The sequence below is a fragment of the Tepidimonas sediminis genome (genome assembly GCF_007556605.1).
Classification (GTDB): Bacteria; Pseudomonadota; Gammaproteobacteria; order Burkholderiales; family Burkholderiaceae_C; genus Tepidimonas; species Tepidimonas sediminis.
Genome location: NZ_VJND01000002.1, coordinates 164,398 through 189,532 on the forward strand (window position 1 = coordinate 164,398; position 25,135 = coordinate 189,532).

Annotated in this window: 20 protein-coding genes; 14 read left to right on the forward strand and 6 right to left on the reverse strand. The window is 74.5% G+C overall.

Features of this window, described 5'->3' with window-relative positions; translation table 11 throughout:
- Positions 1-37 precede the first annotated feature (37 nt).
- The 3 genes from Tsedi_RS02715 to Tsedi_RS02725 all read left to right on the forward strand — a co-directional run bounded on the left by Tsedi_RS02715 (position 38) and on the right by Tsedi_RS02725 (position 5,188).
- The gene (locus Tsedi_RS02715) at positions 38-1,798 is read left to right on the forward strand and encodes an NAD(P)H-dependent oxidoreductase subunit E (protein WP_143893355.1); all 1,761 of its coding nucleotides are present in this window, start codon (positions 38-40) and stop codon (positions 1,796-1,798) included.
- Positions 1,795-4,650 carry a molybdopterin-dependent oxidoreductase gene (locus tag Tsedi_RS02720; RefSeq protein WP_143893357.1) on the forward strand — a complete coding sequence of 952 codons (2,856 nt, stop codon included), beginning with the start codon at positions 1,795-1,797 and terminating at the stop codon, positions 4,648-4,650. The genes Tsedi_RS02715 and Tsedi_RS02720 overlap by 4 nt, the downstream gene beginning before the upstream one ends.
- A 91-nt stretch (positions 4,651-4,741) precedes the next feature.
- On the forward strand, positions 4,742-5,188 hold the full coding sequence (locus Tsedi_RS02725; protein WP_143893359.1) for a universal stress protein: 447 nt from the start codon (positions 4,742-4,744) through the stop codon (positions 5,186-5,188).
- On the opposite strand, the gene Tsedi_RS02730 is transcribed toward Tsedi_RS02725, so the two are convergent.
- Complete coding sequence (locus Tsedi_RS02730) at positions 5,169-5,723, reverse strand: thioredoxin family protein (protein WP_143893361.1); 555 nt, start codon at positions 5,721-5,723, stop codon at positions 5,169-5,171. The two genes, Tsedi_RS02725 and Tsedi_RS02730, sit on opposite strands and share 20 nt — an antisense overlap.
- 137 nt (positions 5,724-5,860) lie before the next feature.
- Between Tsedi_RS02730 and uvrA the strand changes: the two genes are divergently transcribed.
- Positions 5,861-11,644 carry an excinuclease ABC subunit UvrA gene (uvrA, locus tag Tsedi_RS02735; RefSeq protein ID WP_143893363.1) on the forward strand — a complete coding sequence of 1,928 codons (5,784 nt, stop codon included), beginning with the start codon at positions 5,861-5,863 and terminating at the stop codon, positions 11,642-11,644.
- 39 nt (positions 11,645-11,683) lie between these two features.
- On the opposite strand, the gene Tsedi_RS02740 is transcribed toward uvrA, so the two are convergent.
- From Tsedi_RS02740 to Tsedi_RS02755, 4 genes are read right to left on the reverse strand one after another with little or no spacing between them, the layout of a single operon-like run.
- On the reverse strand, positions 11,684-11,989 hold the full coding sequence (locus tag Tsedi_RS02740; RefSeq protein ID WP_143893365.1) for an addiction module antidote protein: 306 nt from the start codon (positions 11,987-11,989) through the stop codon (positions 11,684-11,686).
- On the reverse strand, positions 11,986-12,141 hold the full coding sequence (locus tag Tsedi_RS02745; protein ID WP_143893367.1) for a type II toxin-antitoxin system RelE/ParE family toxin: 156 nt from the start codon (positions 12,139-12,141) through the stop codon (positions 11,986-11,988). Before Tsedi_RS02745 ends, Tsedi_RS02740 begins: the two co-directional genes overlap by 4 nt.
- Positions 12,142-12,154: 13 nt before the next feature.
- Positions 12,155-12,604, reverse strand: coding sequence for a hypothetical protein (locus Tsedi_RS02750; RefSeq protein ID WP_143893369.1), 450 nt, complete (start codon positions 12,602-12,604; stop codon positions 12,155-12,157).
- The gene (locus Tsedi_RS02755; RefSeq protein ID WP_143893559.1) at positions 12,534-12,971 is read right to left on the reverse strand and encodes a winged helix-turn-helix domain-containing protein; all 438 of its coding nucleotides are present in this window, start codon (positions 12,969-12,971) and stop codon (positions 12,534-12,536) included. Before Tsedi_RS02755 ends, Tsedi_RS02750 begins: the two co-directional genes overlap by 71 nt.
- A 137-nt stretch (positions 12,972-13,108) precedes the next feature.
- Between Tsedi_RS02755 and modA the strand changes: the two genes are divergently transcribed.
- The 7 genes from modA to Tsedi_RS02790 all read left to right on the forward strand — a co-directional run bounded on the left by modA (position 13,109) and on the right by Tsedi_RS02790 (position 21,874).
- Positions 13,109-13,912 carry a molybdate ABC transporter substrate-binding protein gene (modA, locus tag Tsedi_RS02760; RefSeq protein WP_143893371.1) on the forward strand — a complete coding sequence of 268 codons (804 nt, stop codon included), beginning with the start codon at positions 13,109-13,111 and terminating at the stop codon, positions 13,910-13,912.
- Between the two features lie 12 nt (positions 13,913-13,924).
- Positions 13,925-14,578, forward strand: coding sequence for a molybdate ABC transporter permease subunit (gene modB, locus Tsedi_RS02765; protein ID WP_342781085.1), 654 nt, complete (start codon positions 13,925-13,927; stop codon positions 14,576-14,578).
- Positions 14,579-14,588: 10 nt separating this feature from the next.
- Positions 14,589-15,740 carry an ABC transporter ATP-binding protein gene (locus Tsedi_RS02770; RefSeq protein ID WP_143893375.1) on the forward strand — a complete coding sequence of 384 codons (1,152 nt, stop codon included), beginning with the start codon at positions 14,589-14,591 and terminating at the stop codon, positions 15,738-15,740.
- 71 nt (positions 15,741-15,811) lie between these two features.
- Positions 15,812-19,294: an MHYT domain-containing protein gene (locus tag Tsedi_RS02775; RefSeq protein ID WP_143893377.1), complete on the forward strand. Its 3,483-nt coding sequence runs from the start codon at positions 15,812-15,814 to the stop codon at positions 19,292-19,294.
- Complete coding sequence (locus Tsedi_RS02780; protein ID WP_143893379.1) at positions 19,287-20,327, forward strand: HD domain-containing phosphohydrolase; 1,041 nt, start codon at positions 19,287-19,289, stop codon at positions 20,325-20,327. Before Tsedi_RS02775 ends, Tsedi_RS02780 begins: the two co-directional genes overlap by 8 nt.
- A 25-nt stretch (positions 20,328-20,352) precedes the next feature.
- Positions 20,353-20,700 carry a hypothetical protein gene (locus Tsedi_RS02785; protein WP_143893381.1) on the forward strand — a complete coding sequence of 116 codons (348 nt, stop codon included), beginning with the start codon at positions 20,353-20,355 and terminating at the stop codon, positions 20,698-20,700.
- A 73-nt stretch (positions 20,701-20,773) separates the two neighbouring features.
- Positions 20,774-21,874, forward strand: coding sequence for a YeeE/YedE family protein (locus Tsedi_RS02790; protein WP_143893383.1), 1,101 nt, complete (start codon positions 20,774-20,776; stop codon positions 21,872-21,874).
- 9 nt (positions 21,875-21,883) lie between these two features.
- On the opposite strand, the gene Tsedi_RS02795 is transcribed toward Tsedi_RS02790, so the two are convergent.
- Positions 21,884-23,104 (reverse strand): MFS transporter, encoded by a 1,221-nt coding sequence (locus Tsedi_RS02795; protein ID WP_185970558.1) that lies wholly within the window; start codon positions 23,102-23,104, stop codon positions 21,884-21,886.
- Positions 23,105-23,240: 136 nt separating this feature from the next.
- Here Tsedi_RS02795 and rplU point away from each other — a divergent pair, with 136 nt between their 5' ends.
- The 3 genes from rplU to cgtA all read left to right on the forward strand — a co-directional run bounded on the left by rplU (position 23,241) and on the right by cgtA (position 25,079).
- A complete protein-coding gene (gene rplU / locus Tsedi_RS02800; RefSeq protein WP_143893386.1) occupies positions 23,241-23,555 on the forward strand; it encodes a 50S ribosomal protein L21 in 315 nt (104 codons plus the stop codon).
- Positions 23,556-23,566: 11 nt separating this feature from the next.
- Positions 23,567-23,827: a 50S ribosomal protein L27 gene (gene rpmA, locus Tsedi_RS02805; protein WP_143893388.1), complete on the forward strand. Its 261-nt coding sequence runs from the start codon at positions 23,567-23,569 to the stop codon at positions 23,825-23,827.
- A 130-nt stretch (positions 23,828-23,957) separates the two neighbouring features.
- Positions 23,958-25,079 carry an Obg family GTPase CgtA gene (gene cgtA / locus Tsedi_RS02810; RefSeq protein WP_143893390.1) on the forward strand — a complete coding sequence of 374 codons (1,122 nt, stop codon included), beginning with the start codon at positions 23,958-23,960 and terminating at the stop codon, positions 25,077-25,079.
- Positions 25,080-25,135 lie beyond the last annotated feature (56 nt).

Sequence of the window (25,135 nt, forward strand, 5' to 3'; positions counted from 1 at the left end):
AAAAGCCGGGGTTCGTCCCGCTTCAAGAGGATGTGGCATGAATCATGATGCATTGGAAGGCGCTGCGCGACCGCGTGGCGGGCGTCCGTTTCCCAAGGGGCGGACGCCGACGCCGCAGGCCCGCGCCACGGTGGCCCGGCTGTGCGCGGGACTCGAGCCGCGGCGCGACCTGCTGATCGAGCACCTGCACCGGCTGCAGGATGCGCTGGGCGGGCTCACGCGCGACGTGCTGGCGGCGCTGGCCGAGCGGCTGCGCCTGAGCCAGGCCGAGGTCTACGAGGTCGCCACCTTCTACCACCACTTCCGTGTGCTGGAGGAGGCCGAGGCGCCGCCGCGCGTGACGGTGCGCGTCTGCACCAGCCTGCCGTGCGCACTGGCCGGCGCCGAGGGGCTGCTGGCGCGCGTGCGCGCCGCGCTGGCCGCGGACGACGGCGTGGCGGTGGAGGCGGTGCCCTGCATCGGCCAATGCCACGCGGCGCCCGCGGCCTGCGTCGGCCGCCGGCAGGTGGCGCCGGCCGAGGAAGAGGCGGTGGTGGCGCTGGCCCGCGCCGGCGCGACCGCGCCACGCCGTGCCCCGGCGCACGGCGCGCCGCCGCAGCCGCACGACTACGCGCAGCTGGAGCGCCTGCTGCGCGGCGAGCTGCGCCCGATCGACGTGCTGCGCGAGCTGGAGGCCAGCGGCCTGCGCGGACTGGGCGGGGCGGGCTTTCCGGCCTGGCGCAAGTGGGCCACGGTTGCCGGCCAGCCGGGGCCGCGCCACGGCGTCGTCAACGTCGACGAGGGCGAGGTCGGCACCTTCAAGGACTGGCACCTGCTGGCGCACGACCCGCGCCCGGCGCTGGAGGGCATGCTCATCGCCGCCGCCGTGGTGGGCCTGCGCCACCTGTGGATCTACGTGCGCGACGAGTACCCGGACGTGCACGCGCTGCTGGAGGAGGAGCTGCGGGCGCTGCGCGAGCGCCTGGCCGTCTGGCAGCAGCGCCACCCGCATGCCTTCGGCGACCCGGACGCCCCCCGCCCGGACGGCACGCGCGCGCTGCTGCCGGCAGGCGGGCCGGCGATCGAGCTGCGCCGCGGCGCCGGCGCCTACGTCTGCGGCGAGGAGTCGGCGCTGATCGAGTCGCTCGAGGGCAAGCGCGGCCTGCCGCGCCTGCGCCCGCCGATCGTCGCCCAGCGCGGCGTCTTCGGCCGTCCGACGCTGGCGCACAACGTCGAGACGCTGGCGTGGCTGCCGACGCTGCTGCGTGACGGCGGCGCGGCCTGGGCGGCCGGCGGCGTGCGCGGCCGCTCCGGCTGGCGGCGCTACAGCGTCAGCGGCCGCGTGCGCCGGCCCGGCTGCTACCTGCGCCCGGCCGGCACCACGCTGCGCGAGCTGATCGAGGCCGCCGGCGGCATGGCCGACGGTCACGAGCTGTACGCCTTCCTGCCGGGCGGCGCCTCCGGCGGCATCCTGCCGGCGGCGCTGGCCGACGAGCCGCTGGACTTCGACACGCTGGCCGCGCACGGCGCCTTCGTCGGCTCGATGGCGGTGGTGGTGCTGTCGCAGGCCGACCGCGCGCGCGACGCCGCGGCGTCGCTGCTGCGCTTCTTCGCGCACGAATCCTGCGGCCAGTGCACGCCGTGCCGTGCCGGCACCGCGCAGGCGCTGGCGCTGCTGCAGGACGAGGTGTGGGACCGCGAGCGCCTGGCGGACCTGTCGCAGGTGATGCGCGAGGCCTCCATCTGCGGGCTGGGGCAGGCCGCGCCCAACCCGTTCGACAGCGTGCTGCGCTTCTTTTCGCATGAGGTGACGCGATGAACGCCCCCGCCGAGGCTGCCGCGATCGAGTTCACGCTGGACGGCCGCGCCGTCGCGGCCCGCCCGGGCGAGACGCTGTGGGACGTGGCGCGCCGCGTCGGCGTCGAGCTGCCGCACCTGTGCCACCGGCCGGGCCTGCCCCCGGCCGGCAACTGCCGCGCCTGCGTCGTCGAGGTGGCGGGCGAGCGCACGCTCGCGGCCTCGTGCTGCCGCGCGCCGCAGCCTGGCATGCAGGTGCGCACCGACAGCGAGCGCGCCGTGCGCGCCCGCCGCACGGTGCTGGAGCTGCTGCTGGCCGACGCGCCCGGCAGCGCGGAGCTGAAGCTGGACAGCGAGCTGGCCCACTGGGCGCAGCGCGCCGGGGCGGCGGCCGGCCGCTGGCCGGCGCGCGGGGCGGTGCAGGCGCACGCGGCGCCCGACGCCAGCCACCCGGCCTTCACCGTGCGGCTGGACGCCTGCATCCAGTGCACGCGCTGCGTGCGCGCCTGCCGCGACGTGCAGGGCAACGACGTGCTGGGCCTGGCCGGCCGCGGCGGCCACGCGCGCATCGTCTTCGACCAGGGCGACCGCGTGGCCGACAGCACCTGCGTGGCCTGCGGCGAGTGCGTGCAGGCCTGTCCGACCGGCGCGCTGGCGCCGGCCAACGGTGCCTACGCGCGCCGCGCCGAGCGCGTGGTGCGCTCGGTGTGCCCGTTCTGTGGCGTCGGCTGCGCGGTGGATCTGCACGTGCGCGGCGGACGGCTGGAGCGCGTCGACGGCGCCCCCGGGCCGGCCAACGACGGCCGGCTGTGCGTCAAGGGCCGCTTCGGCATGGACTACGTGCACCATCCGCAGCGCCTGACCACGCCGCTGATCCGCCGCGCCGACGCGCCCAAGGACCCGTCGCTGCTGACGCGCGGGCCGGACGGCCGCCCGGATCCCGCGGCGCTGCGGGCGCAGTTCCGCCCCGCCACGTGGGAGGAGGCGCTGGACGTCGCCGCCGCCGGGCTCGCCCGCGTGCGCGACGCCGCGCGCGCGCAGGGCCTGCGCGGCCGCGCGGTGCCGGTGGCGGGCTTCGGCTCGGCCAAGGGCAGCAACGAGGAGGCCTACCTGTTCCAGAAGCTGCTGCGCAGCGCCTTCGGCACGCACAACGTCGACCACTGCACGCGCCTGTGCCACGCCTCCAGCGTCGCGGCGCTGATGGAGGGCATCGGCAGCGGCGCGGTCAGCAACCCGGTGCGCGACTGCGCGCACGCCGACCTCATCCTGGTGATCGGCGCCAACCCGGTGCAGAACCACCCGGTGGCGGCCACCTGGATCAAGAACGCCGTGCGCCGCGGCGCGCGCCTGGTGCTGGCCGACCCGCGCCGCACCGAACTGGCGCGTCACGCCTGGCGCACGCTCACCTTCACCCCCGGCACCGACGTGGCGCTGCTCAACGCGCTGCTGCACGTCATCGTCACCGAGGGGCTGGTCGACGAGGCCTTCGTCGCGCAGCGCGTGCGCCCCGGCGACCTCGAGGCGCTGCGCGCGCACCTGCAGGCCTTCAGCCCGGAGGCGATGGCGCCGATCTGCGGCATCGACGCCGCCACGCTGCGCGAGGTGGCGCGCGCCTACGCCACGGCGCCGGCGGCGATGATCTTCTGGGGCATGGGGGTGGCGCAGCACGCCCACGGCACCGAAAACGCGCGCGCGCTGATCGCGCTGGCGCTGCTGACCGGCCAGATCGGCCGCCCCGGCACGGGGCTGCACCCGCTGCGCGGCCAGAACAACGTGCAGGGCGCCAGCGACGCCGGGCTGATTCCGATGGTGCTGCCGGACTACCGCCGGGTGGCCGACCCGGGCGCGCGCGCCGCCGCCGAGGCCGCCTGGGGCCTGCCGTCCGGCTTCCTGCCCGAGGAGCCCGGCCTGACGGTGGTGGAGATCCTCGACGCCGCCCACGAGGGCCGCATCCACGCGATGCTGATCCAGGGCGAAAACCCGGCGATGAGCGACCCCGACGCGGCGCACGCGCGCGCCGCGCTGGCGCGGCTGCAGCACCTGGTGGTGATCGACATCTTCCTGACCGAGACCGCGGCGCTGGCCGACGTGGTGCTGCCCGCCACCGCCTGGCCGGAGAAGACCGGCAGTGTCACCAACACCGACCGGCTGGTGCAGCTCGGCCGCCCGGCGCTGGCGCCGCCCGGACAGGCACGCGCCGACGCCTGGATCCTGGAGCAGCTGGCGCGCCGGCTGGGGCTGGACTGGGACTACGGCATCGACCCGCTGGGCGGCGCGCCCGAGCCGGGCAGCGGCATCGGCCGCGTGTTCGACGAGATGGCCGGGCTGATGCCGGCGCTTTCCGGGCTGTCGTGGGCGCGGCTGCTGCGCGTCGGCGCCATCACGCACCCGGTGCCTTCCCCGGACGACCCCGGCCACCCGATCGTCTTCACCGAGCGCTTTCCGACCGCCGACGGGCGCGCGCGCCTGGTGCCGGCGCGGCTGGTGTCGCCTGCCGAGGATCCGGACGCCGCCTATCCCTACGTGCTGATCACCGGCCGTCAGCTCGAGCACTGGCACACCGGCGCGATGACGCGCCGCAGCGCGGTGCTGGACGCGCTGGAGCCGGCGCCGCACGTCAGCCTGCATCCGGCGCTGCTGGCACGGCTTGGCCTGCGCGCCGGCCAGCCGGTGCGCCTGCGCACGCGGCGCGGCAGCGTCACGGTGGCCACACGCGCCGACGAGGCGGTGCCCGACGGCGTGGCGTTCCTGCCGTTTGCCTACGCCGAGGCGGCGGCCAACCTGCTGACGATCGCGGCGCTCGATCCGGTGGCCAAGATCGCCGAGGTCAAGCACTGCGCGGTGGCGATCGAGCCGGTGGCGGTCGACGCTTGACGCGGCGCAAGCCGTGCCGCCGCCACCGTGCACCGCTGCGGCGGCGCTGGGCTAAGATGGCGCCATCTCACCCCAGGCAGGAGGCATTCCGATGTTCAAGAAGATCCTCGTCCCCGTCGACGGCTCCCGGCTCTCGCACGCGGCGGGCGAATTCGCCGCCGACCTGGCGCGCCAGCACGGCGCGCAGGTGATCGGCGTCTACGTCATCGACCCGTTCCCCTACATCGGCATCGGCGACGCCTCGGCCGTGGGGCTGCAGGCCTACCTGGCCGAGGCCAAGGCGGCCGCCACCCAGGCGCTGGAGGATCTGCGCCAGGCGTGCGCGCAGCGCGGCGTACCGTTCGCCGGCGACACCATCGAGCGCAACGTCGTCTACGAGGGCATCCTCGAGACGTGCGACACCGAGGGCTGCGACCTGATCGTGATGGCCTCGCACGGCCGCAAGGGCGTGCAGGCGCTGATCCTGGGCAGCGTGGCGCAGAAGGTGCTCACGCACGCCAAGGTGCCGGTGCTGGTGGTCAAGCCTGCCGCCACTTGATCGAGCAGCCGATGCTGGCGACCTGCTCGCGCGGGCCCTGGCCCGTGGCGGCGATCAGCTTCATCGCCTCCAGCAGGTCGCACGGCGTGCCCTCCGGCGCGGTCTCCTTGCGCGAGGCGTCGAAGCGGCCGCGGTACTGCAGCTCGTCGGCGGCGTTGAGGCCGAAGAAGTCCGGCGTGCACACCGCGCCCCAGGCGCGCGCCACGTCCTGCGACTCGTCGTACAGGTACGGGAACGGAAAGCCGCGCTCGCGCGCGACGCGCTGCATCTGCTCGAAGGAGTCCTCCGGGTAGGCGGTGGCGTCGTTGGACGAGATCGCCGCCACGCCGATGCCCAGCTCGAGCAGCTGGCGCGTCACCGGCACCAGCCGCGGCAGGATCGCCTGCACGTACGGGCAGTGGTTGCAGATGAACATCACCAGCGTGCCCTTGGGGCCGCGCACGTCCTCGTAGCGCCAGCGCCGGCCGTCGACACCGGGCAGGTCGAAGCCAGGGGCCTTCCAGCCAAAGTCGCACACGGGGGGGATGGCTGCCATCGGTTCGTCGCTCCTCGGGAGTGAAACCAGGTTACAGAAGCGCAGTGTAACGGCCCCCGCCCGGGTGTGCAGCGGCCTCGCCCCGGGGTCATCCGGGCGCTCCTAGAATGTCGGGCCACTCCGCCGCCGTGCCTGCCATGACCGCGCGTCCCGCCCTGCCGACCCCCGATCCCGCCACCCCCGACGGGGAAGGCCGCCCGCTGCAGGGCGTCATCCGCATCCGCGGCGCGCGCCAGCACACGCTCAAGAACCTCGACCTCGACCTGCGCACCGGCGAGATCACGGTCGTCACCGGCGTGTCCGGCTCGGGCAAGTCGTCGCTGGTGTTCGACACCCTGTTCGCCGAGGGGCAGCGGCGCTACGTCGAGACCTTCTCGGCCTACGCGCGCCAGTTTCTCGACCGCATGGACAAGCCGGCGGTGGACCGCATCGAGGGCGTGCCGCCGGCGATCGCGATCGACCAGGTCAACCCGGTGCGCAACTCGCGCTCCACGGTCGGCACGATGACCGAGCTCAACGACCACCTCAAGCTGCTGATGGCGCGCGCCGGGCGGCTGTTCGACCGCGTCACCGCGCAGGAGGTGCGTCCGGACACCCCGGCCAGCATCGCCGCCGACGTGCGCGCGCGCGCCGCGGCGGCGGGCGACCCGCGGCTGGTGGTGACGTTCGCGGCGCGCATGCCCGCCGACACCCCGGACGACACGGTGCAGCAATGGCTGGCCGCCGGCGGCTGGACGCGCGTGCAGCACGACGAGGTGCAGGGCGGCGCGCGCGTGCTGGAGGTGGTGGTCGACCGCCTGCGCGCCGGCACGGCCGAGCCGGCGCGCCTGCTGGAGGCGCTGCAGACCGCGCTGCGCCATGGCGGCGGGCGCCTGACCGTGTGGGCGCAGGACGGCGACGGCTGGCAGCGCTGGCGCTATTCGGAGGGCTGGCACTGCCCCGACAGCGACGAGCGCTACCAGGCCCCGCGGCCGGCGCTGTTCTCGTTCAACAGCCCGGCGGGGGCCTGCGAGACCTGCCGCGGCTTCGGGCGCGTCATCGGCGTGGACTGGGACCTGGTGATCCCGGATCCGAAGCTGACGCTGCGCGCCGGCGCCATCAAGCCGATCCAGACGCCGGCGTTCCGCGAGTGCCAGGACGACCTGCTGCGCCATGCGGAGGCGGCGGGCATCCCGCGCGACACGCCGTGGTCGCACCTGAGCGAGGCGCAGCGCCGCTGGGTGCTGGAGGGCGACCCGGCCTTCAGCGGCGACTGGCAGCGTCAGTGGTATGGCATCCGGCGCTTCTTCGACTATCTGGAGAGCAAGGCCTACAAGATGCACATCCGGGTGCTGCTGTCCAAGTACCGCAGCTACACGGAGTGCCCGGCCTGCCGCGGCGCGCGCCTGAAATCCGAGGCGCTGCTGTGGCGCGTCGGCACCCAGGCCGACGCCGACGCGGTGCTGCCACCGGCGCAGCGCTTTCTGCCGAACGGGGTGGCGTGGAGCCGCGCCCAGCTGGAGGCGCTGCCGGGCCTGTGCCTGCACGACCTGATGCGCCTGCCGATCGGGCGGCTGCGCGCGTTCATGGAGCGGCTGGCGGCGGGGCTTGGGCCCGAGCGCGGCGCCGACGCGCAGGCGCTGCGGCTGGTGCTCGACGAGATCCTGGCGCGGCTGCGCTACCTCGGCGAGGTGGGGCTCGACTATCTGACGCTGGATCGGCAGAGCCGCACGCTCTCCGGCGGCGAAGTGCAGCGCATCAACCTGACCACGGCGCTGGGCACCTCGCTGGTGCATACGCTGTTCGTGCTCGACGAGCCCTCCATCGGCCTGCACCCGCGCGACCTCGAGCGCATCAACCGCGCGATGGCGCGCCTGCGCGACGCCGGCAACACGCTGGTCGTCGTCGAGCACGATCCGGCGGTGATGCTGGCCGCCGACCGCATCCTCGACATGGGCCCCGGCCCCGGCGAGCAGGGCGGCCGCATCGTCTTCGACGGCACGCCGGGGGAGCTGCTGCGCGCCGATACGCTGACCGCGCAGTACCTGAGCGGGCGGCGCCAGATCGGCTTCGGCGTCAAGCGCGCCGTCACCGAGGCCACGCCCAAGCTGATCGTGCAGGGCGCGCGCCAGCACAACCTGCAGGGGCTGGACGTGGCGATCCCGCTGCAGCGGCTGGTGGTCGTCACCGGGGTGTCGGGTTCCGGCAAATCGACGCTGGTGCAGGACATCCTGGCCCCGGCGCTGCGGCGCCACTTCGGCCAGCCGACCGAGGCCCCCGGCGCGCACGACGCGCTGCTCGGCGCGGACTGGCTGGAGGACGTGGTGTTCGTCGACCAGTCGCCGCTGGGCAAGACGGCGCGCTCCAACCCGGTCAGCTACGTCGGCGCCTGGGATCCGATCCGCGCCTTGCTGGCGGCGGCGCCGCTGGCGGTCTCGCGCGGCTGGACCGCGGCCAAGTTCAGCTTCAACACCGGCGACGGGCGCTGCCCGACCTGCGGCGGCTCGGGCTTCGAGCACGTCGAGATGCAGTTCCTCTCCGACGTCTATCTGCGCTGCCCGGACTGCGGCGGCACCCGCTACCGCCCCGAGGTGCTGGAGGTGACGCTGGAGCGCGGCGGCCGCACGCTCAGCGTGGCGGACATCCTGGAGCTGACGGTGGCCGAGGCGGTGCGGCTGTTCGCCGACGACGTCGACGTGGTGCGCGCGCTGCAGCCGTTGCTGGACGTGGGGCTGGACTATCTGCGGCTCGGCCAGCCGCTGCCGACGCTGTCGGGCGGCGAGGCGCAGCGGCTCAAGCTTGCCGGCCACCTGGCCGAGGCCGCCACCCGGCGCGCGGCGCCGTCCGGGCGGCGCGGCGCCCGCCGCGCGGCCCCGTGGGCCGGGCCGGCGCGCGGCGCGCTGTTCCTGCTCGACGAGCCGACCACCGGGCTGCACTTCGACGACATCGCCAAGCTGATGCGCGCGCTGCGCAAGCTGCTGGAGGCCGGGCATTCGCTGGTGATCATCGAGCACAACCTCGACGTCATCCGCGCCGCCGACTGGGTGATCGACCTCGGCCCCGAGGGCGGCGACGGCGGCGGGCGGCTGGTGTTCGCCGGCACGCCGGAGGATCTGCGCGCCCACCCCACCAGCCACACCGGCGCGGCGCTGCGCGCCTACGCCGAGGCGCTGGGCGCGGCGCAGCGCGTGGCCGAGGCCGGCGCCGCCTGGCCGCAGGCCGCCCCCGCGCGGCCCGCCGCGCCGCAGGCGGTGCAGATCGTGCACGCGCGCGAGCACAACCTGAAGAACGTCAGCGTCACCGTCCCGCACGGCTGCTTCACCGTCGTCACCGGGGTGTCGGGCTCGGGCAAATCGACGCTGGCGTTCGACATCCTGTTCCAGGAGGGCCAGCGCCGCTATCTCGAAAGCCTCAACGCCTACGCGCGCAGCATCGTGCAGCCGCCCGGCCGGCCCGACGTGGACGCCGTCTGGGGCATCCCGCCGACGGTGGCCATCGAGCAGCGCCTGAGCCGCGGCGGGCGCAAGTCCACCGTCGGCACCGTCACCGAGATCTGGCATTACCTGCGGCTGCTGTGGGTCAAGCTCGGCGTGCAGCACTGCGTGCACGACGGCGCCGCGGTGCAGCCGCAGAGCGCCGATGGCATCGCCGCCCAGTTGCTGCGGCGCCACCGCGGCCAGCCGATCGCGCTGCTGGCGCCGCTGGTGGTGGCGCGCAAGGGGCTCTACACCGAATGGGCGCAGTGGGCGGCGCAGCGCGGCATCACGCACCTGCGGGTGGACGGCGCCTTCGTGCCGGTGCAGCCGTTTCCGCGTCTGGATCGCTACAAGGAGCACACGTTGGAGCTGCCGGTGGCGGTGCTCGCGCCCGACCCGGCGCAGGAAGACGCGCTGCGCGGCGCGCTGCGGTTGGCGTTGCAGCACGGCCGCGGCGTGGTGCACGTGCTGGCCGGCGTGGCCGGGCTCGATGGGCTGATCCCGGGAGCGCCCGGCCCCGCGGGTGGCACGGTGGACGTGTTCTCCACGCAGCGGGCCTGTCCGGTGTGCGGCACCAGCTACCCGCAGCCCGATCCGCGCCTGTTCTCCTACAACAGCCCGCACGGCTGGTGCCCGGACTGCGTCGGCACCGGGCTGAAGCTGACGCGCGCGCAGCGCGAGCTGCTCGACGACCGGCTCGCCGGCGACGAGCGGGGCCGCGCGCGCACGCTGGCCGAGCCGGAGCTGGACGACCTCGCCGACGAGCCGTGCCCGAGCTGCGGCGGCGCGCGCCTGAACCCGGTGGCGCGCGCGGTGCGCTTCCGCGGTCAGTCCATCGCCGACGTGGCGCGCCTGACGCTGGAGGCGCTCGCGGACTGGGTGGCGGCGCTGCGCGCCCCGGGCGCGCTGGACGAGCGCGAGGCCGCCATCGCGCGCGACCTGCTGAACGAGATCGAGGCGCGGGTGGGCTTCCTGCGCCGCGTCGGGCTGGGCTACCTGACCCTGGATCGCGGCGCGCCGACGCTGTCGGGCGGCGAGGCCCAGCGCATCCGCCTGGCCGCGCAGCTCGGCAGCACCCTGCAGGGCGTGTGCTATGTGCTGGACGAGCCGACCATCGGCCTGCACCCGCGCGACAACCGCATCCTGCTCGACGCCCTGCACGCCCTGCGCGCGCACGGCAACACGCTGGTGGTGGTCGAGCACGACGAGGACACCATCCGCCGCGCCGACCACGTCATCGACATGGGGCCGGGCGCCGGGCGGCAGGGCGGGCGCGTCGTCGCGCAGGGCACGCTGGCCGACGTGATGGCCGCGCCCGAGTCCCTCACCGGCCGCTACCTGGCGCAGGCGATGCGCCACCCGTTCCAGCCGCGCCGAGCGGTGGATGAGGCCACCCCGAGCCTGTGGGTGCGCGGCGCGCAGCGCCACAACCTGCAGCGGCTGGACGTGCGCGTGCCGCTGCAGCGGCTGGTGGTCGTCACCGGCGTGTCGGGCTCGGGCAAATCGACGCTGGCGCGCGAGGTGCTGCTGGCCAACCTGCAGCGCGCGCTGGCCGCGCCGCCCCCCGACGCCAGGCCGGGCCGCGGGCGGCGCCGCGCCGCCGCCACCGGCCCCGTCTGGAGCGGCTGCGACGCGCTGGAGGGCTGGGCGCAGGTGCAGCGCGTGCTGGAGGTCGACCAGACCCCGATCGGCAAGACCCCGCGCTCGTGCCCCGCCACCTACGTCGGCTTCTGGGACGCGATCCGGCGCCTGTTCGCCGAGACGCTGGAGGCGCGCGCGCGCGGCTGGGGGCCGGGGCGCTTCAGCTTCAACGCCGGCGAAGGGCGCTGTCCGGTCTGCGAGGGGCAGGGCCTGCGCACCATCGAGATGGCCTTCCTGCCCGACGTCAAGGTGCCGTGCGAGGCGTGCGGCGGCGCGCGCTTCAACGACGAGACGCTGGCCGTCACCTGGCGCGGCAGGACCATCGGCGACGTGCTGGCCATGCCGGTGGACGAGGCGGTCGAGTTCTTCGCCTCGATGCCGGCGATCGCGCAGCCGCTCAGGCTCCTGCAGGACGTGGGTCTGGGCTACCTGACGCTCGGCCAGCCGAGCCCGACGCTGTCGGGCGGCGAGGCGCAGCGCCTCAAGCTCGTCACCGAACTGACCAAGGTGCGCGACGACGTCGGGCGGCGCGGCCAGAAGGCGCCGCACACGCTCTACGTGCTGGACGAGCCCACCGTCGGCCTGCACATGGCCGACGTCGAGCGCCTGATCCGCGTGCTGCACCGGCTGGTGGACGCCGGCCACAGCGTCGTCGTCATCGAGCACGACCTCGACCTGATCGCCGAGGCCGACTGGATCCTCGACCTCGGCCCCGAGGGCGGCGCCGGCGGGGGCCGCCTGGTCGGCGCCGGCACGCCGGAGGAGCTGGTGCGCCTCGGCACCCACACCGGGCGGGCGCTGGCGCCGGTGCTGGCGCGGGCGTGAGCGGCGTGCGCGGCCGTGTCCGCGTCGCCCGCACGGGCGTCAGGACGTCGAGGCCGGCTGCGCCACCAGCTTGACGCCCAGCGCCTTGCAGACCCGCAGGATGGTGTCGAAGCGCGGGCTGGCCCCCGGGCGCAAGGCCTTGTAGAGCGCCTCGCGGCCGAGGCCGGATTCCTTGGCGATCTGCGTCATGCCGCGCGCGCGGGCGATCGTGCCCAGCGCCTGCGCCAGTGCCGATGGATCTTCTTCCTCCAGCACCACCGACAGGTAGGCGGCGATGTCGGCCTCATCGTGCAGGTATTCGGCCGCATCGAACTCGGGCAGGCTGGTGATGTCGAGTTTGTTCATGGGCGATCCTCCACCAGAGACGCGGCAACTCTCTGCGCGGCGGCGATGTCGGTTTGCTGGGTGCTCTTGTCGCCGCCTCCGAGCATGACGATCAGCACATCGGCGTGCTGGACGTAGTCCATCCGCCAGCCGGGACCGAAGTGCTCGCGCATCTCCCACACGCCTTCATTCACCGGCCGGACGCCCCGGCCGGGCGGCCGCCGGGTTGCCTTTGACCGACAGCGTGAGCCGCGGCCGCGCGATCGGCGGGCAGCCGTCGCGGTCGGGTTTTCCCAGACGCACCGATGCGACCCGCAGCTCCCCGCGGCCGTAGCGGGCGATCGCCTCGACCGGCGACGCGGCGTCGCGCACCTGCGCGACCGCGGGCGAGAAGATGAAGCGGCGCGGCTCGTCCGGTCCGGCCTCGGCCCGGTAGGGGCGCGCGGTGCAGGCGCGGGGGTCGGCGAGAAAGTGCCAACCCTCGATCTCGCGCGGGTTCGGCTGGAAATGCAGCGGCGGGGTCAGGCGCGCGAGGTTGTCGGCGTCGGGCCGCTGCGGCGGGACCTCAGGAGCTGGACCCTGGCGCCACCTCGTCCGGCCCGTCGTTGGCCTCGTCGTCGGTGTCCAGCCCCGCATCCTCGCGGATCAGCGTCAGCAGCTCGCGCAACGGCGCTTCCACCGCCGCGGCGGCGCGCGCCTCCACCTCGCGGTACAGCGCCAGCACGCGCCGCCCCAGCGGCGTCAGCTCCGCGCCGCCGCCGTGGCTGCCGCCGCGCTGCTTGGTCACCAGCGGCTCGACGAAGTCGCGGTTCATCGCCTGCACCAGCGACCAGACGCGCTGGTAGCTCATGCCCAGGCGCCGCCCGGCCTCGGCGATCGAGCCGGTCTCGGCGATGCCCTGCAGCACGTCGGCCTTGCCGGGGCCGATCGCCACCGCGTGCTTGACCTGGATGCGAAAGCGCGTGCGCGTTTCCAGCGGCGAGACGTGCAGGGAGGGCTTCATGGCGGCAGGGGGAGGTTTCGCGATGGTCATTATCTGCCATTGGCGATATCGCGATGCTAAGATATCGAGAGCATGTCCGCGAGCGCCTTGCCCGGCCCCGTTCTGCCACCCTCCCGCTGCCTCCCGAGGAGCCTTCGATGCCATCGCCCCTGCGCCGCTGGATCACCGTCGCCGCGCTGACGCTGGCCGCCACGGCCGGCCTGCAGCGCCCCGCCTTGGCCCAGTCCTCTTCCGCCGCCCCGCCGACCGTGGCCGCCGCCGCCGACCTCAAGTTCGCCGTGGAGGAGGTCGCCAGGCTGTTCGAGCAGCGCACCGGCCACAGGCTGCGGCTGGTGTTTGGCTCCTCGGGCAACTTTTACTCGCAGATCCTGCAGGGCGCGCCGTTCCATCTGTTCATGTCGGCCGACGAGGACTTCGTCTTCAGGCTGGCCGATGCCGGCAAGACGCTGGACCGCGGCCGGCTCTACGCCTACGGCCGCATCGGCATCATCGTGCCCAAGGGCTCGCGCCTGAAGGCCGACGGCGAGCTGAAGGACCTGGCCGCGGCGCTGAAGGACGGCCGGCTGCGCAAGTTCGCCATCGCCGCGCCGGATCATGCACCGTACGGCAAGCGCGCCAAGGAGGCGCTGCAGCACGCCGGGCTGTGGGAGGCCATCGAGCCCAGGCTCGTCTACGGCGAGAACATCGCGCAGACGGCGCAGTTCGCCACCTCCGGCTCCACCGAGGGCGGCATCATCGCGCTGTCGCTGGCCAAGGCGCCGCAGGTGGCCGCACTGGGCGACTTCGCGCTGATCCCGGAGTCCTGGCACCGGCCGCTGGCGCAGCGCATGGTGCTGATGAAGGATGCGCCCGAGGCAGCCCGGCAGTTCTATGCGTTTCTGAGCACGCCGGAGGCGCAGGCCATCATGGTGCGCTACGGCTTTGCGATGCCGAAGGAGTGAGTCTTGGACTGGATGGCGCTGGCGCTGTCGCTGGAGCTGGCGCTGGCCACGCTGCTGGTGCTGCTGCCGCTGGGCCTGTGGATGGGGCGCTGGCTGGCGCGCGCCCGCTTCGTCGGCAAGTCGCTGGTGGAGGCGGCGGTGGTGCTGCCGCTGGTGTTGCCGCCGACGGTGCTCGGCTACTACCTGCTGGTCTCGCTCGGTGCCGCGTCGCCGCTGGGGGCGTGGATGCTGGAGCATTTCAACATCCGGCTCACGTTCAACTTCCTGGGTCTGCTGATCGCCTCGGTGGTGTTCAACGTGCCGTTCATGGTGCAGCCGATCCAGCGCGCGTTCGAGGCCATCCCGGCCAACCTCACCGAGGCCGCCGCGGTGCACGGCCTGTCGCGCTGGCAGACGCTGTGGCGGGTGGAGCTGCCGCTGGCCTGGCCGGGCATCCTGTCGGCCGCGGTGCTGACCTTCGTGCACACGCTGGGCGAGTTCGGCGTCGTGCTGATGGTCGGCGGCAACATTCCCGGCGAGACCAAGACGATCGCCATCAGCATCTACGACCGCGTGCAGGCGTTCGACCTGCAGGCGGCCGACCGCATGGCGCTGCTGCTGCTCGTCCTGTCGCTGGTGGCGGTGGCGGCGTCGTTCTTCGCCGCGGCGCGCACGGTCAAGCGATGAGGGCCCCCTCATGAGTGGTGCCTTGCACGTCGAGATCGACCAGCACGAGCCGATGCCGCTGCACGGCACGGTGCAGTGCCAGCCCGGCGAACTGCTGGCGCTGGTGGGGCCGTCGGGCGCGGGCAAGACCTCGCTGCTGCGCTGCCTGGCCGGGCTGATGCGCCCGCAGCGCGGCGTCATCCGCGTCGGCGACGAGGTCTGGGTGGACACGCAGGCCGGGGTATTCGTGCCGCCGCAGCGCCGCCACGTCGGGCTGGTGTTCCAGAACTACGCGCTGATGCCGCACCTGAGCGCGCTGGACAACGTGGCGCTGGCGCTGCTGCACCGGCCGCGCAGCCAGCGCCGCGCCGAGGCGGCGCGCTGGCTGGAGCACGTGCGCCTGACGCCGGAGCAGATGCAGCGCCGGCCCGCCAGCCTCTCGGGCGGGCAGCAGCAGCGCGTGGCGGTGGCGCGGGCGCTGGCGCGCCAGCCGCGCCTGCTGCTGCTGGACGAGCCGTTCTCGGCGGTCGATCAGATGAACCGGCAGGGTCTCTACGACCTGCTGGCCGACCTGCGCAAGGATCTGGCGATCCCGATCATCCTCGTCACGCACGACCTGATCGAGGCGCGCCACCTGGCCGACCGGCTGGTGGTGATGGACCAGGGCCAGGTGCTGCAAAGCGGCACGCCGGCGCACATCTACCGCAGCCCGCGCAACGCGCGCGTGGCCGACCTGGTGGGCGTGCAGAACCGCTTCCAGGGTGTGTGGCTGGGGCCGCGCGACGACGCCGACCGCGCCGCCGGCGCCGGCTGGCTGCAGTGGCTTTTGCCGGACGGCTCGCCCGCGCCGCTGAAACTGCGCGTGCGCGACAAGGGCAAGATTCCGGCCGGGCAGCGCGTCACCTGGGTGGTGCAGGGCGACGGCCTGCACCTGGACAGCGAACGGGCCGCCGGTTCCTACACCCCCGGCACCTGCGAGCAGGCGCTGGCCACCACCGTGCGCACGGTGCGCAACCTCGGCGAGACGACCATGGCCAGCGCCAGCGTCGATGGCCTGCCGGGCGTGGAGCTGCGGCTGGTGCGCTCCGGCCCGCTGCGCCAGGCGCTGCAGCCGGGCCAGCCGCTGCGCGTCTGGCTGGACTGCGACTGGGTGCACGTGATGCCGACGCGCGGCGCGCGCTGAGCGGCCGCGCGCGCCGCCCCGCGCGCGCCACGGCATGCCTTTATGATGGTCGCGAAGCGGTCGGGGGCGGCATGGACGCGTGGTGGCAGCGATGGTTCGCGTGGCGGGATGAGGCCGGGCCGCTGGCCCCGGTGGTCTACGACCCGTGGCTGGTGGCGCTGTCGCTGCTGATCGCCTGCGCCGGCGGGGTGGCGGCGATGCAGCTGGTCAGCCTGGCGCGCCGCGCGGACCGCTTCGGCCCCGCGGTGGCGCGCGGCGCCTACGCGCTGGCATCGCTGGCGCTGGGCGTCAGCGTCTGGGCGATGCACTTCATCGGCATGCTGGCGGCGGACCTGTGCCAGCCGGTGCGCTACGACCCCTGGATCACCGCGCTGTCGATGCTGCCCAGCGTCGCGGCCTCCGCGGCCGGGCTGCGCCTGTACGCGCGCCCCGGCGCCGACGGACGGCCTGACGTGCGCGCGGTGGTCGTCGCGGGCGCGTGGGTCGGTGCCGGCATCGGCGCGATGCACTACAGCGGCATGGGCGCGCTGCGCCTGGCCAGCACGCTGCGCTACGACCCGGCGGGCTTCGCGCTGTCGATCGTCGTCGCGGTGGCGCTGGCGGTGGCGGGGCTCGGCGCGCGCGAGTGGCTGCGCCGCCACACGCGCCTGCCGGGGCTGGCGGCGATCGTCGTCGCCGGCTGCATCCTGGGGCTGGCCACCAGCGGCATGCACTACACCGCGATGCAGGCCTCCCTCTTCATCGGGCCGTTCGATCCGGCGTTCCCGCGCTGGTCCAGCCGCCAGTTCGAGCTGGCCGTGGTGGTGGCGGTGGTGGTGGCGGTGACGTTCGGCTTCGCCTGGGGGCTGCTCGGCATCGCCACCTACCGGGCGCTGGCGCGGCGCCTCGGCGAGCGCGAGGCGCTGCTGAGCGACATCCTGAACCACCTGCCCGGTGCCATCGTGCGCCTGCGCGCCGACGGCGGTTTCGAGCGGTTGCTGGTGTCACCGTCGCTGCAGGCGCTGACGGGCCGTTCGCTGGCGGACTACCAGCGCGGCGAGTGGTCGCTGCTCGATCTGGTGCACCCGGACGACCGCGGCGTCGTCGCGCGCGCGATCCCGGATCAGCGCCCGGCCTTCTACCAGACCGAGCTGCAGGTGCGCGTGCGCCACGCCACGCAGGGCTGGCGGCACGTGCGCGTGCGCGCGGTGGCGCACGACTTCCAGCCCGACGCGCGCGGGCGTGCCGCGCCGATCCCGGTGCTGGACCTGTACCTGACCGACGTCACCGACGAGCACGAGGCGCGCGAGCGCGAGCGCGCGCTGCTGGCCGCGATCGACAACGTGGTGGGCCGCGCCGTGCTGACGCCGGAGGGCACCTTCGTCGAGGTCAACGCCAAGCTGGCCGGTATGCTCGGCTGGGCGCCACAGGAGCTCGCCGGCCAGCCGCACCACGTGGTCTGGACCGACGAGGCGCAGGAGGCCGACATGGCCGCCTTCTGGGCCGCCCTGCGGCGCGGCGAGCCGCAGCCGGGCGAATTCGTCCGGCGCGCCAAGGACGGCCGCACCGTGCACCTGTCGGGCTGGTACCAGCCGATGTTCGACGCCGACGGCCGCGTGCGCGCGGTGCTCAAGCTCGCCTTCGACGTCACCGAGCGCGTGCACATGGTGCAGGCGCTGCAGCGCAGCCAGCGCGAGCTGCAGCAGGCGCTGGCCAGCCGCAGCGCCTTCTTCGCCAACGTCAGCCACGAGATCCGCACGCCGATGAACGCCATCGTCGGCTTCGCGGAGCTGCTGCGCGAGCGGCTGCCGGACGCAAGCCCCGAGCGCGAGCAGGCGCGCACCATCCTGGAGTCGGCGCGCGCGCTGCTGCGCATCCTCAACGACGTGCTGGACGCGGCCAAGCTGGAGCGCGGCGAGTTCCGCATCGTGCCGGCGCCGTTCCGGCTCGACCGCCTGCTGCACGACCTGGTGTCGCAGTTCGGCGTGCTGGCCGCGCGCAAGGGGCTGGACCTGCGGCTGGAGGCGGCCGCCGCGCTGCCGCGCTGCTGGCACGGCGACGCCGACCGCGTGCGCCAGATCCTGACCAACCTGCTCGGCAACGCGCTGAAATTCACCGAGCGCGGCGGCGTGACGCTGGGCGCGGCGGTGGCCGGGGAGTTCCTGCTGCTGTGGGTGGAGGACACCGGCATCGGCATCCCGCCCGAGCGCCAGCGCGCCATCTTCGACCCCTTCGTGCAGGCCGATGAGGGCACCGCGCGCCGCTACGGCGGCACGGGCCTGGGCATGAGCATCGTGCAGCGCCTGACCGAGCTGATGGGCGGGCGCGTGGCGCTCAGCAGCGAGGTCGGCGTCGGCACGCGCGTGGAGGTGCGCCTGCCGCTGCCGACGCTGCCCGATGACCTCTGCGCCGAGGCGGCCGAGGCCGTCGACGCCATGGCGGCGAAGGGGGCGCCGCTGCGCGTGCTGGCCGCCGACGACGTGGCGCAGAACCGCGAGCTGCTGGCGCGGCTGCTGGAGCGCGAGGGACACCGCATCACCGTGGTGGAGGACGGCGCGGCGCTGCTGGCGCGCTACCAGGCCGAGCCGCACGCCTGGGACGTGCTGCTGCTGGACCTGCAGATGCCGGGGCTGGACGGCGTGACGGCCTGCGCGCGGCTGCGCGCGTGGGAGCGCGCGCAAGGGTTGCCGCCGGTGCCGGTGCTGGCGCTGAGCGCCAGCGTGCTGGAGGCCGACCGCGCCGCGGCGCAGCGCGCCGGCATGGACGGCTTCCTGGACAAGCCGATCGACCCGGCCGCGCTGCGCCGCGCGCTGGCCGACGTGGCGCGGCGCCGCCACGAGGCGGGGACGCTTCCGAGTGGTGGGGATCGATCCGGCGCCGTGGCCGCCGACGCGGTGGCGCCGGCTGCGGGCGCCGCACCGGCCGGATCGTCCGACGCCGGGCCACCGCCTGCCACGGCCGGCGCCGTGCCGGATGCGGCGCCCCCGTCGGCCCCCATGCCGCCCCTGCCCGTGGCCGACCCCGCGCGCGGCCGCGCGCTGTGGGGCGAGGCGTGGCTGGCACAGCTGCGCCGTTGGCACGCCGAGCAGGCCCCGGTGTGGGCCGGGGCCGCCGGCTGGGGCCGCGCCGAGTGGCACCGCGTGGCCGGCGCCGCCGCCAACCTGGCGCTGCCGGCGCTGGCGCAGGCCGCGCGCGCGCTGGAGCTGGCGCACGCGCGCGGCGAGACGCCCGACCCCGCGCCGGCGGTGCAGGCCTGGGCCGCGCTGACGGACTGGCTGGCCGCCCAGCCGGTCGTCGCCGATGCGCCGCCGGCTCCCGCCACGGCCACCGAACCGCTGACCCCGCCCGCCGCGAACGCCGCGCCGTCGCTCGCGCGCCTGGCGGCAGCCTGCCGCCGCGGCGAGATCGACGACGCCGCGCTGGCCGCGCTGGCGGCCGACCACCCGGCGCACGCCGCCGCGCTGCGCGCGGCGCTGGACGCCTTCGACTTCGACGCCGCGCTGGCGCTGCTGGCGCGCTGGTCACCCCCGCCCCCGTCCGATCCCCCCGCCGAGGAGCCCGAGCCCGATGCCTGACGCCACTCCGACCCCCGCCGACTTCGCCCCGTGGGCCGAGCTGGACGCCCCGCCGCGCCTGCTGCTGGTGGACGACGAACCGGCCAACCTGCAATTGCTGCGCCAGGTGCTGGAGGGCGACTACCGCCTGTCGTTCGCGCGCAGCGGCACCGAGGCGCTGGCGCGCGTGCGCGAGCTGCAGCCGCGCCTGATCGTGCTGGACGTGATGATGCCCGGCATGACCGGCCACGACGTCATCCGCATCCTGAAGGCCGACCCCACGACGGCGTCCATCCCGGTGCTGTTCTGCACCGCGCTCGGCGCCGACGAGGACGAGGCCGCCGGGCTGGCGCTGGGGGCGGTGGACTACGTGACCAAGCCGATCTCGCCGCCGGTGCTGCGCGCGCGCATCCGCACGCACCTGGCGCTGGTGCAGCGCGACGAGGTCGAGCGCACCCGGCTGGAGGTGATCCGCCGTCTGGGCCGCGCCGCCGAGTTCAAGGACAACGAGACCGGCCGCCACGTCATCCGCATGAGCCACTTCAGCCGCCTGATCGCCGAGGCGCTGGGCGCGCCGCGCAGCTATTGCGAAACCCTGCTGGCCGCCGCGCCGATGCACGACATCGGCAAGATCGGCGTGCCCGACGCCATCCTGCTCAAGCCCGGCAAGCTCGACGAGGCCGAGTGGGCCGTGATGCGCCAGCACCCGCAGATGGGCGCCGACATCATCGGCGACGACCCCAGCCCCCTGCTGCGCATGGCGCGCACCATCGCGCTGCAGCACCACGAGAAGTGGGACGGCAGCGGCTACCCGCACGGCTTGCGGGGCGAGGCGATCAGCGCCGAGGCGCGCATCGTGGCCGTCGCGGACGTGTTCGACGCGCTGACCAGCGCGCGCCCGTACAAGCCGGCCTGGCCGCGCGAGCGGGCGCTGGCGCTGCTGCAGGAGCAGGCCGGCCGCCACTTCTGGCCCGACGCGGTGCAGGCGCTGCTGCGCCGGCTGGACGACATCTGGGCCGTGCACCTGGCCTGGCGCGACGAGGAGGCGGCGTGACGCCGGTCGGCGGTACGGGGCGGCCATGAACACGCGGCGGCCCGAGGACGGGGCGGTCGTCTGGCTCCACCCCGAGGCGCCGTCCAAGCCGCCACCGGGCGCGCCGTGCAACGGCTGCGGCGTCTGCTGCGCGTGGCGGCCGTGCCCGCTCGGCGTCGTGCTGTCGCGCCGGTGGCGCGGGGCCTGCGCGATGCTGCGCTGGGATGCCGGGCAGGCGCGCTACCGCTGCGGGGCGCTGCCGGCGCAGCCGGCGGGCGCCGGCGCGGTGCGGCGGCTGCTCGTGGTCCTCGGGCAGCGGCTGGTGGCGCGCTGGATCGCCGCCGGCGCTGGGTGCGATTGCGACGTCGAGGTCGCGCACCCCCGGCATTCTTGACGCGCGTCAACCGCGCGCCGTGCCACCGGTTCACAATGCCGTCATATTTGCATGGACTGAAGAAGGGGCAGCCATGGACATGACGGCATGGATCGAGCGCTGGGGCGAGGCGGCCGTGCTGGCGATGGGCGGGCTGGTGCTCGGGTTCGGTTTCGGGTTCTTCGGACAGCGTTCCAAGTTCTGTCTGCGCGCCGCGGTGATCGAGTTCTGGCACCGCCGCTTCGGTGACAAGCTGGCGGTGTGGCTGCTGGCGTTCTCCACCGCGGTGGTGGCGGTGCAGGGCATGATCCTGCTGGGCTGGCTGGACGTCTCCAGCGCGCGCCAGCTAGCCTCGCGCGGCAGCCTGTCGGGAGCCCTGGTCGGCGGGCTGCTGTTCGGCCTCGGGATGGTGATGACGCGCGGCTGCGCCAGCCGGCTGCTGGTGCTGTCGGCCAACGGCAACCTGCGCGCGCTGCTGTCCGGGCTGATCTTCGCGGTGACGGCGCAGGCCTCGCTGTCGGGGGCGTTGGCGCCGTGGCGCGAGGCGGTCAGCAGCTGGTGGGTGGTGGAAGGCGGCCCCTCGCGCGACCTGCTGGCGCTGATCGGCGGCGGCCCCAAGGTCGGCCTGCTGTTCGGGCTGGTGTGGATGGCCGCGGCGCTGTGGTTCGCCGTGCGCAGCGGCTGGAGCTTCTGGAAGTGGGTCGGTGGTGCGGCCACCGGGCTGATGGTGGCGCTGGCGTGGTGGTTCAGCTACCAGGTGATGACGCACTCGTTCGAGCCGGTGCAGATCCAGGGCATGACCTTCAGCGGCCCGTCGGCCGAGTGGCTGATGCGCGTGCTGGCCGAGCCGGGCAAGCCGTGGTCGTTCGGGCTCGGGCTGATGCCGGGGGTGTTCCTCGGCTCGCTGGCCGGCGCGCTGGTCGGCCGCGAATGGAAGCTGGAGGGCTTCGGCGGCGCCTACACGATGCCGCGCTACATCGTCGGCGCCATCCTGATGGGCTTCGGCTCGATGCTGGCCGGCGGCTGCGCGGTGGGGGCGGGGGTCACGGGCGGCGCGATCTTCGCGCTGACGGCGTGGGTGACGCTGGTGGGCATGTGGGTCGGCGGCGGTGTCGCCGACCGTCTGATCGACCGCCCGCATCCCCGCGCCGCCACGGCCGTGCCGGCCGGTGCCGAGCCGGCGCGCGCGCCCTGACGGCGGCGCTCAGACCCGGCCGCCGGCGCGGGCGCGTGCCAGCAGCACCAGGCACGCCAGCGCCACCGCCAGCAGCAGGGCCGGAAAGCCCGCGCGCGGCGCCCACTGCAGCGCCGCGCCGGCCAGCGACGGCGCCAGCACGCCGCCCAGCGTGTAGGCCAGCACCAGCACCGCGGTGGCGTTGACCAGCGCCACCCCGCGCTCGCGCGCGCCGATGTCGATCATGGCCAGCGTGTACAGGGTGCCGCCGGCGCCGCCCCACAGGAACGCCACCGGCCAAGCCAGCCAGGGCGTGTCCGCCACCCACGGGATGACCAGCGTGGCCAGCAGCGTGGCGGCGGCCGCCAGCCGCATCAGGAACAGTCGCGCGCCGCCTGCCCCGCCGCGTCGTGCCGGCCGGCGTCCCAGCCAGTCCGCTGCCAGCCCGGCCGGCAGCATCAGCACGGCGCTGCCCAACCCGCTGGCCGACACCAGCAGCGCCGCCGCCGCCGCGCCCAGCCCGAGCGCCAGCCCGTACAGCGGCAGGATCGAGGTCAGGCCGCTCTCGAAGAAGCCGCCGCAGAAGCCCGCGGCCATGATCACCGGGTGCGCGCGCAGCGCCTGCCGCACGCCGCGCCAGCCCAGCGCGTGGCCCGCCTCGCCGGCGTGCGGCTCGGGCAACGCCGGCAGCGCCAGCGATCCCAGCCAGCCGCCGGTCAGCAGTGCCACCGACAGCACCAGCGCCGCCTCGCTCGACGGCCCCACCGCCGCCAGCAGCAGCGGCCCGAGCACGAAGGTGACGCCCACCATCGTCTCGAACAGCCCGACGTAGCGGCCGCGTCGCGCCAGCGGCGAGCACTCGGCCACGATCGACTCGGCCAGCACCCAGCGCAGCCCGGAGGCCATGCCGGCCACCAGCTTCAGCGCGAACCACAGCGCCAGCGTGGCCGTGCCCTGCCACGGCAGCGCGTAGCCCAGCCCCGCCAGCGCCGGCACCGCCGCCGACAGCGCCAGCGCGCGCCGTCGCCCCAGCCGCTGCGTCAGGGCCGAGGCCAGCGGTGTCACCAGCAGGATGCCGATCCAGGCGCTGGCGGCGAACAGGCCGACGACCGCCGGGCCGGCCCCCCGCTCGCTCAGGCGCAGCACCAGCCACGGCGTCAGCATGAAATAGCCCACCAGCTCGAGAAAGGTCGAGCCGAAGATGGTCAGCAGGCCGCGCGCGGCCAGCGGTGCAGGCAGGTCGGTGTGCATGGGGCTTTCCAGCATACCGCATCCATGGCTATAATTGCCGGTTCGCCGACCAGTCAATGGTTGGCGAGCACGTGAGACACGGGGCGGGCAAGCCGGTGGCTTGCCCGCCCCGCATCGATGCAACGAGAGGAAACCTATGTACGCGGTCATAAAAACCGGCGGCAAGCAGTATCGCGTCGCTGCCGGCGAAAAAATCAAGGTAGAACAGATCGCTGCGGACGTAGGCCAAGAGATCGTGATCGACCAGGTGTTGGCCGTGGGCAACGGCGCCGACATCCGGGTGGGCACCCCCTTGGTCAGCGGCGCGACGGTCACGGCCAAGGTGGTGGCGCACGGGCGCGGCGAGAAGGTGCGCATCTTCAAGCTGCGCCGCCGCAAGCACTACCAGAAGCGCCAGGGCCATCGGCAGAACTACACCGAGCTGGAGATCGGCTCGATCAACCTGGGATGAGGTGAGGCACCATGGCACAGAAAAAAGGCGGCGGCTCCACGCGCAACGGCCGTGACTCCAAGCCCAAGATGCTGGGGGTGAAGGTGTACGGCGGCGAGCAGGTCAACGCCGGCGCGATCATCGTGCGCCAGCGCGGCACGCACTTCCATCCGGGTGTCGGCACCGGCATCGGCCGTGACCACACCATCTACGCCACCGTCGCGGGCAAGGTCGAGTTCGCCGTCAAGGGACCGCTGAACCGCAAGGTGGTCAACGTCATCGCCGCGGCCTGAGCCACGCGGCCGGTGTGCGGCGTCCAGCGGCGCGCCGGCCGGGTGATCGAAACCGCTGCGTCCCGACAAGGGCCCGCCCAGCGCGGGCCCTTGTCGCTTGCCTCCTTCTTGCGCCTGCGCGGAGCCGACCATGAAGTTCGTCGACGAAGCCTGGATCGACGTCGCCGCCGGCGACGGCGGCAACGGCTGCGCCTCGTTCCGTCACGAGAAGTTCAGGGAATTCGGCGGCCCCGACGGCGGTGACGGTGGCCGCGGCGGCCATGTCTGGGCCGAGGCCGACCCGAACCTCAACACGCTGGTGGACTTCCGCTACGCGCGCCGGCACGAGGCGCAGCGCGGCGAGCACGGGCGCGGCTCGGACCAGTACGGCGCCAAGGGGGCCGACCTGGTGTTGCGCATGCCGGTGGGCACCATCATCCGCGACGCCGACAGCGGCGAGCTGCTCGGCGAGCTGCTGGCGCCGGGGCAGCGCCTGCTGCTGGCCAAGGGCGGCGACGGTGGACTGGGCAACCTGCACTTCAAGAGCTCGACCAACCGCGCCCCGCGCCAGCGCACGCTCGGCAAGCCCGGCGAGCGCCGCCGTCTGCACCTGGAGCTGAAGGTGCTGGCCGACGTCGGGCTGCTGGGCATGCCCAACGCCGGCAAGTCGACGCTGATCGCCGCCGTCTCCAACGCGCGGCCCAAGATCGCCGACTACCCGTTCACGACGCTGCACCCCAACCTCGGCGTGGTGCGCGTCGGCCCGCAGCAGAGCTTCGTGATCGCCGACGTGCCCGGTCTGATCGAGGGCGCGGCCGAGGGCGCGGGGCTGGGCCACCAGTTCCTGCGCCACCTGCAGCGCACGCGGCTGCTGCTGCACCTGGTGGACGTCGCGCCGTTCGACGAGTCGGTCGACCCGGTGGCGCAGGCGCGCGCCATCGTCGCCGAGCTGAAGAAGTATGACCCGCAGCTGGCCGCCAAGCCGCGCTGGCTGGTGCTGAACAAGCTGGACATGGTGCCGGCAGACGAGCGCGAGGCGCGCGTGCGCGACGTCGTGCGCCGGCTGCGCTTCAAGGGGCCGGTGTACGCGGTCTCGGCGCTGACGCGCGAGGGGCTGGAGCCGTTGATGCGCGACATCCACCAGTGGCTCGCGGCGCAGCGTCAGGCCGAGGCGCCGGCGCCGGTCGATCCGCGCTTCGACGCCGCGCGCGCCGGAACCGACACGCCGGCGCCGGCGGGGCCCGCGGCGGACGATCCCCGGTTTCGCCCTTGAGGGCTGCGTATGATTGCCCGCACCATGAGTGCCTGCACGAAGACGTCCGCCCCCGC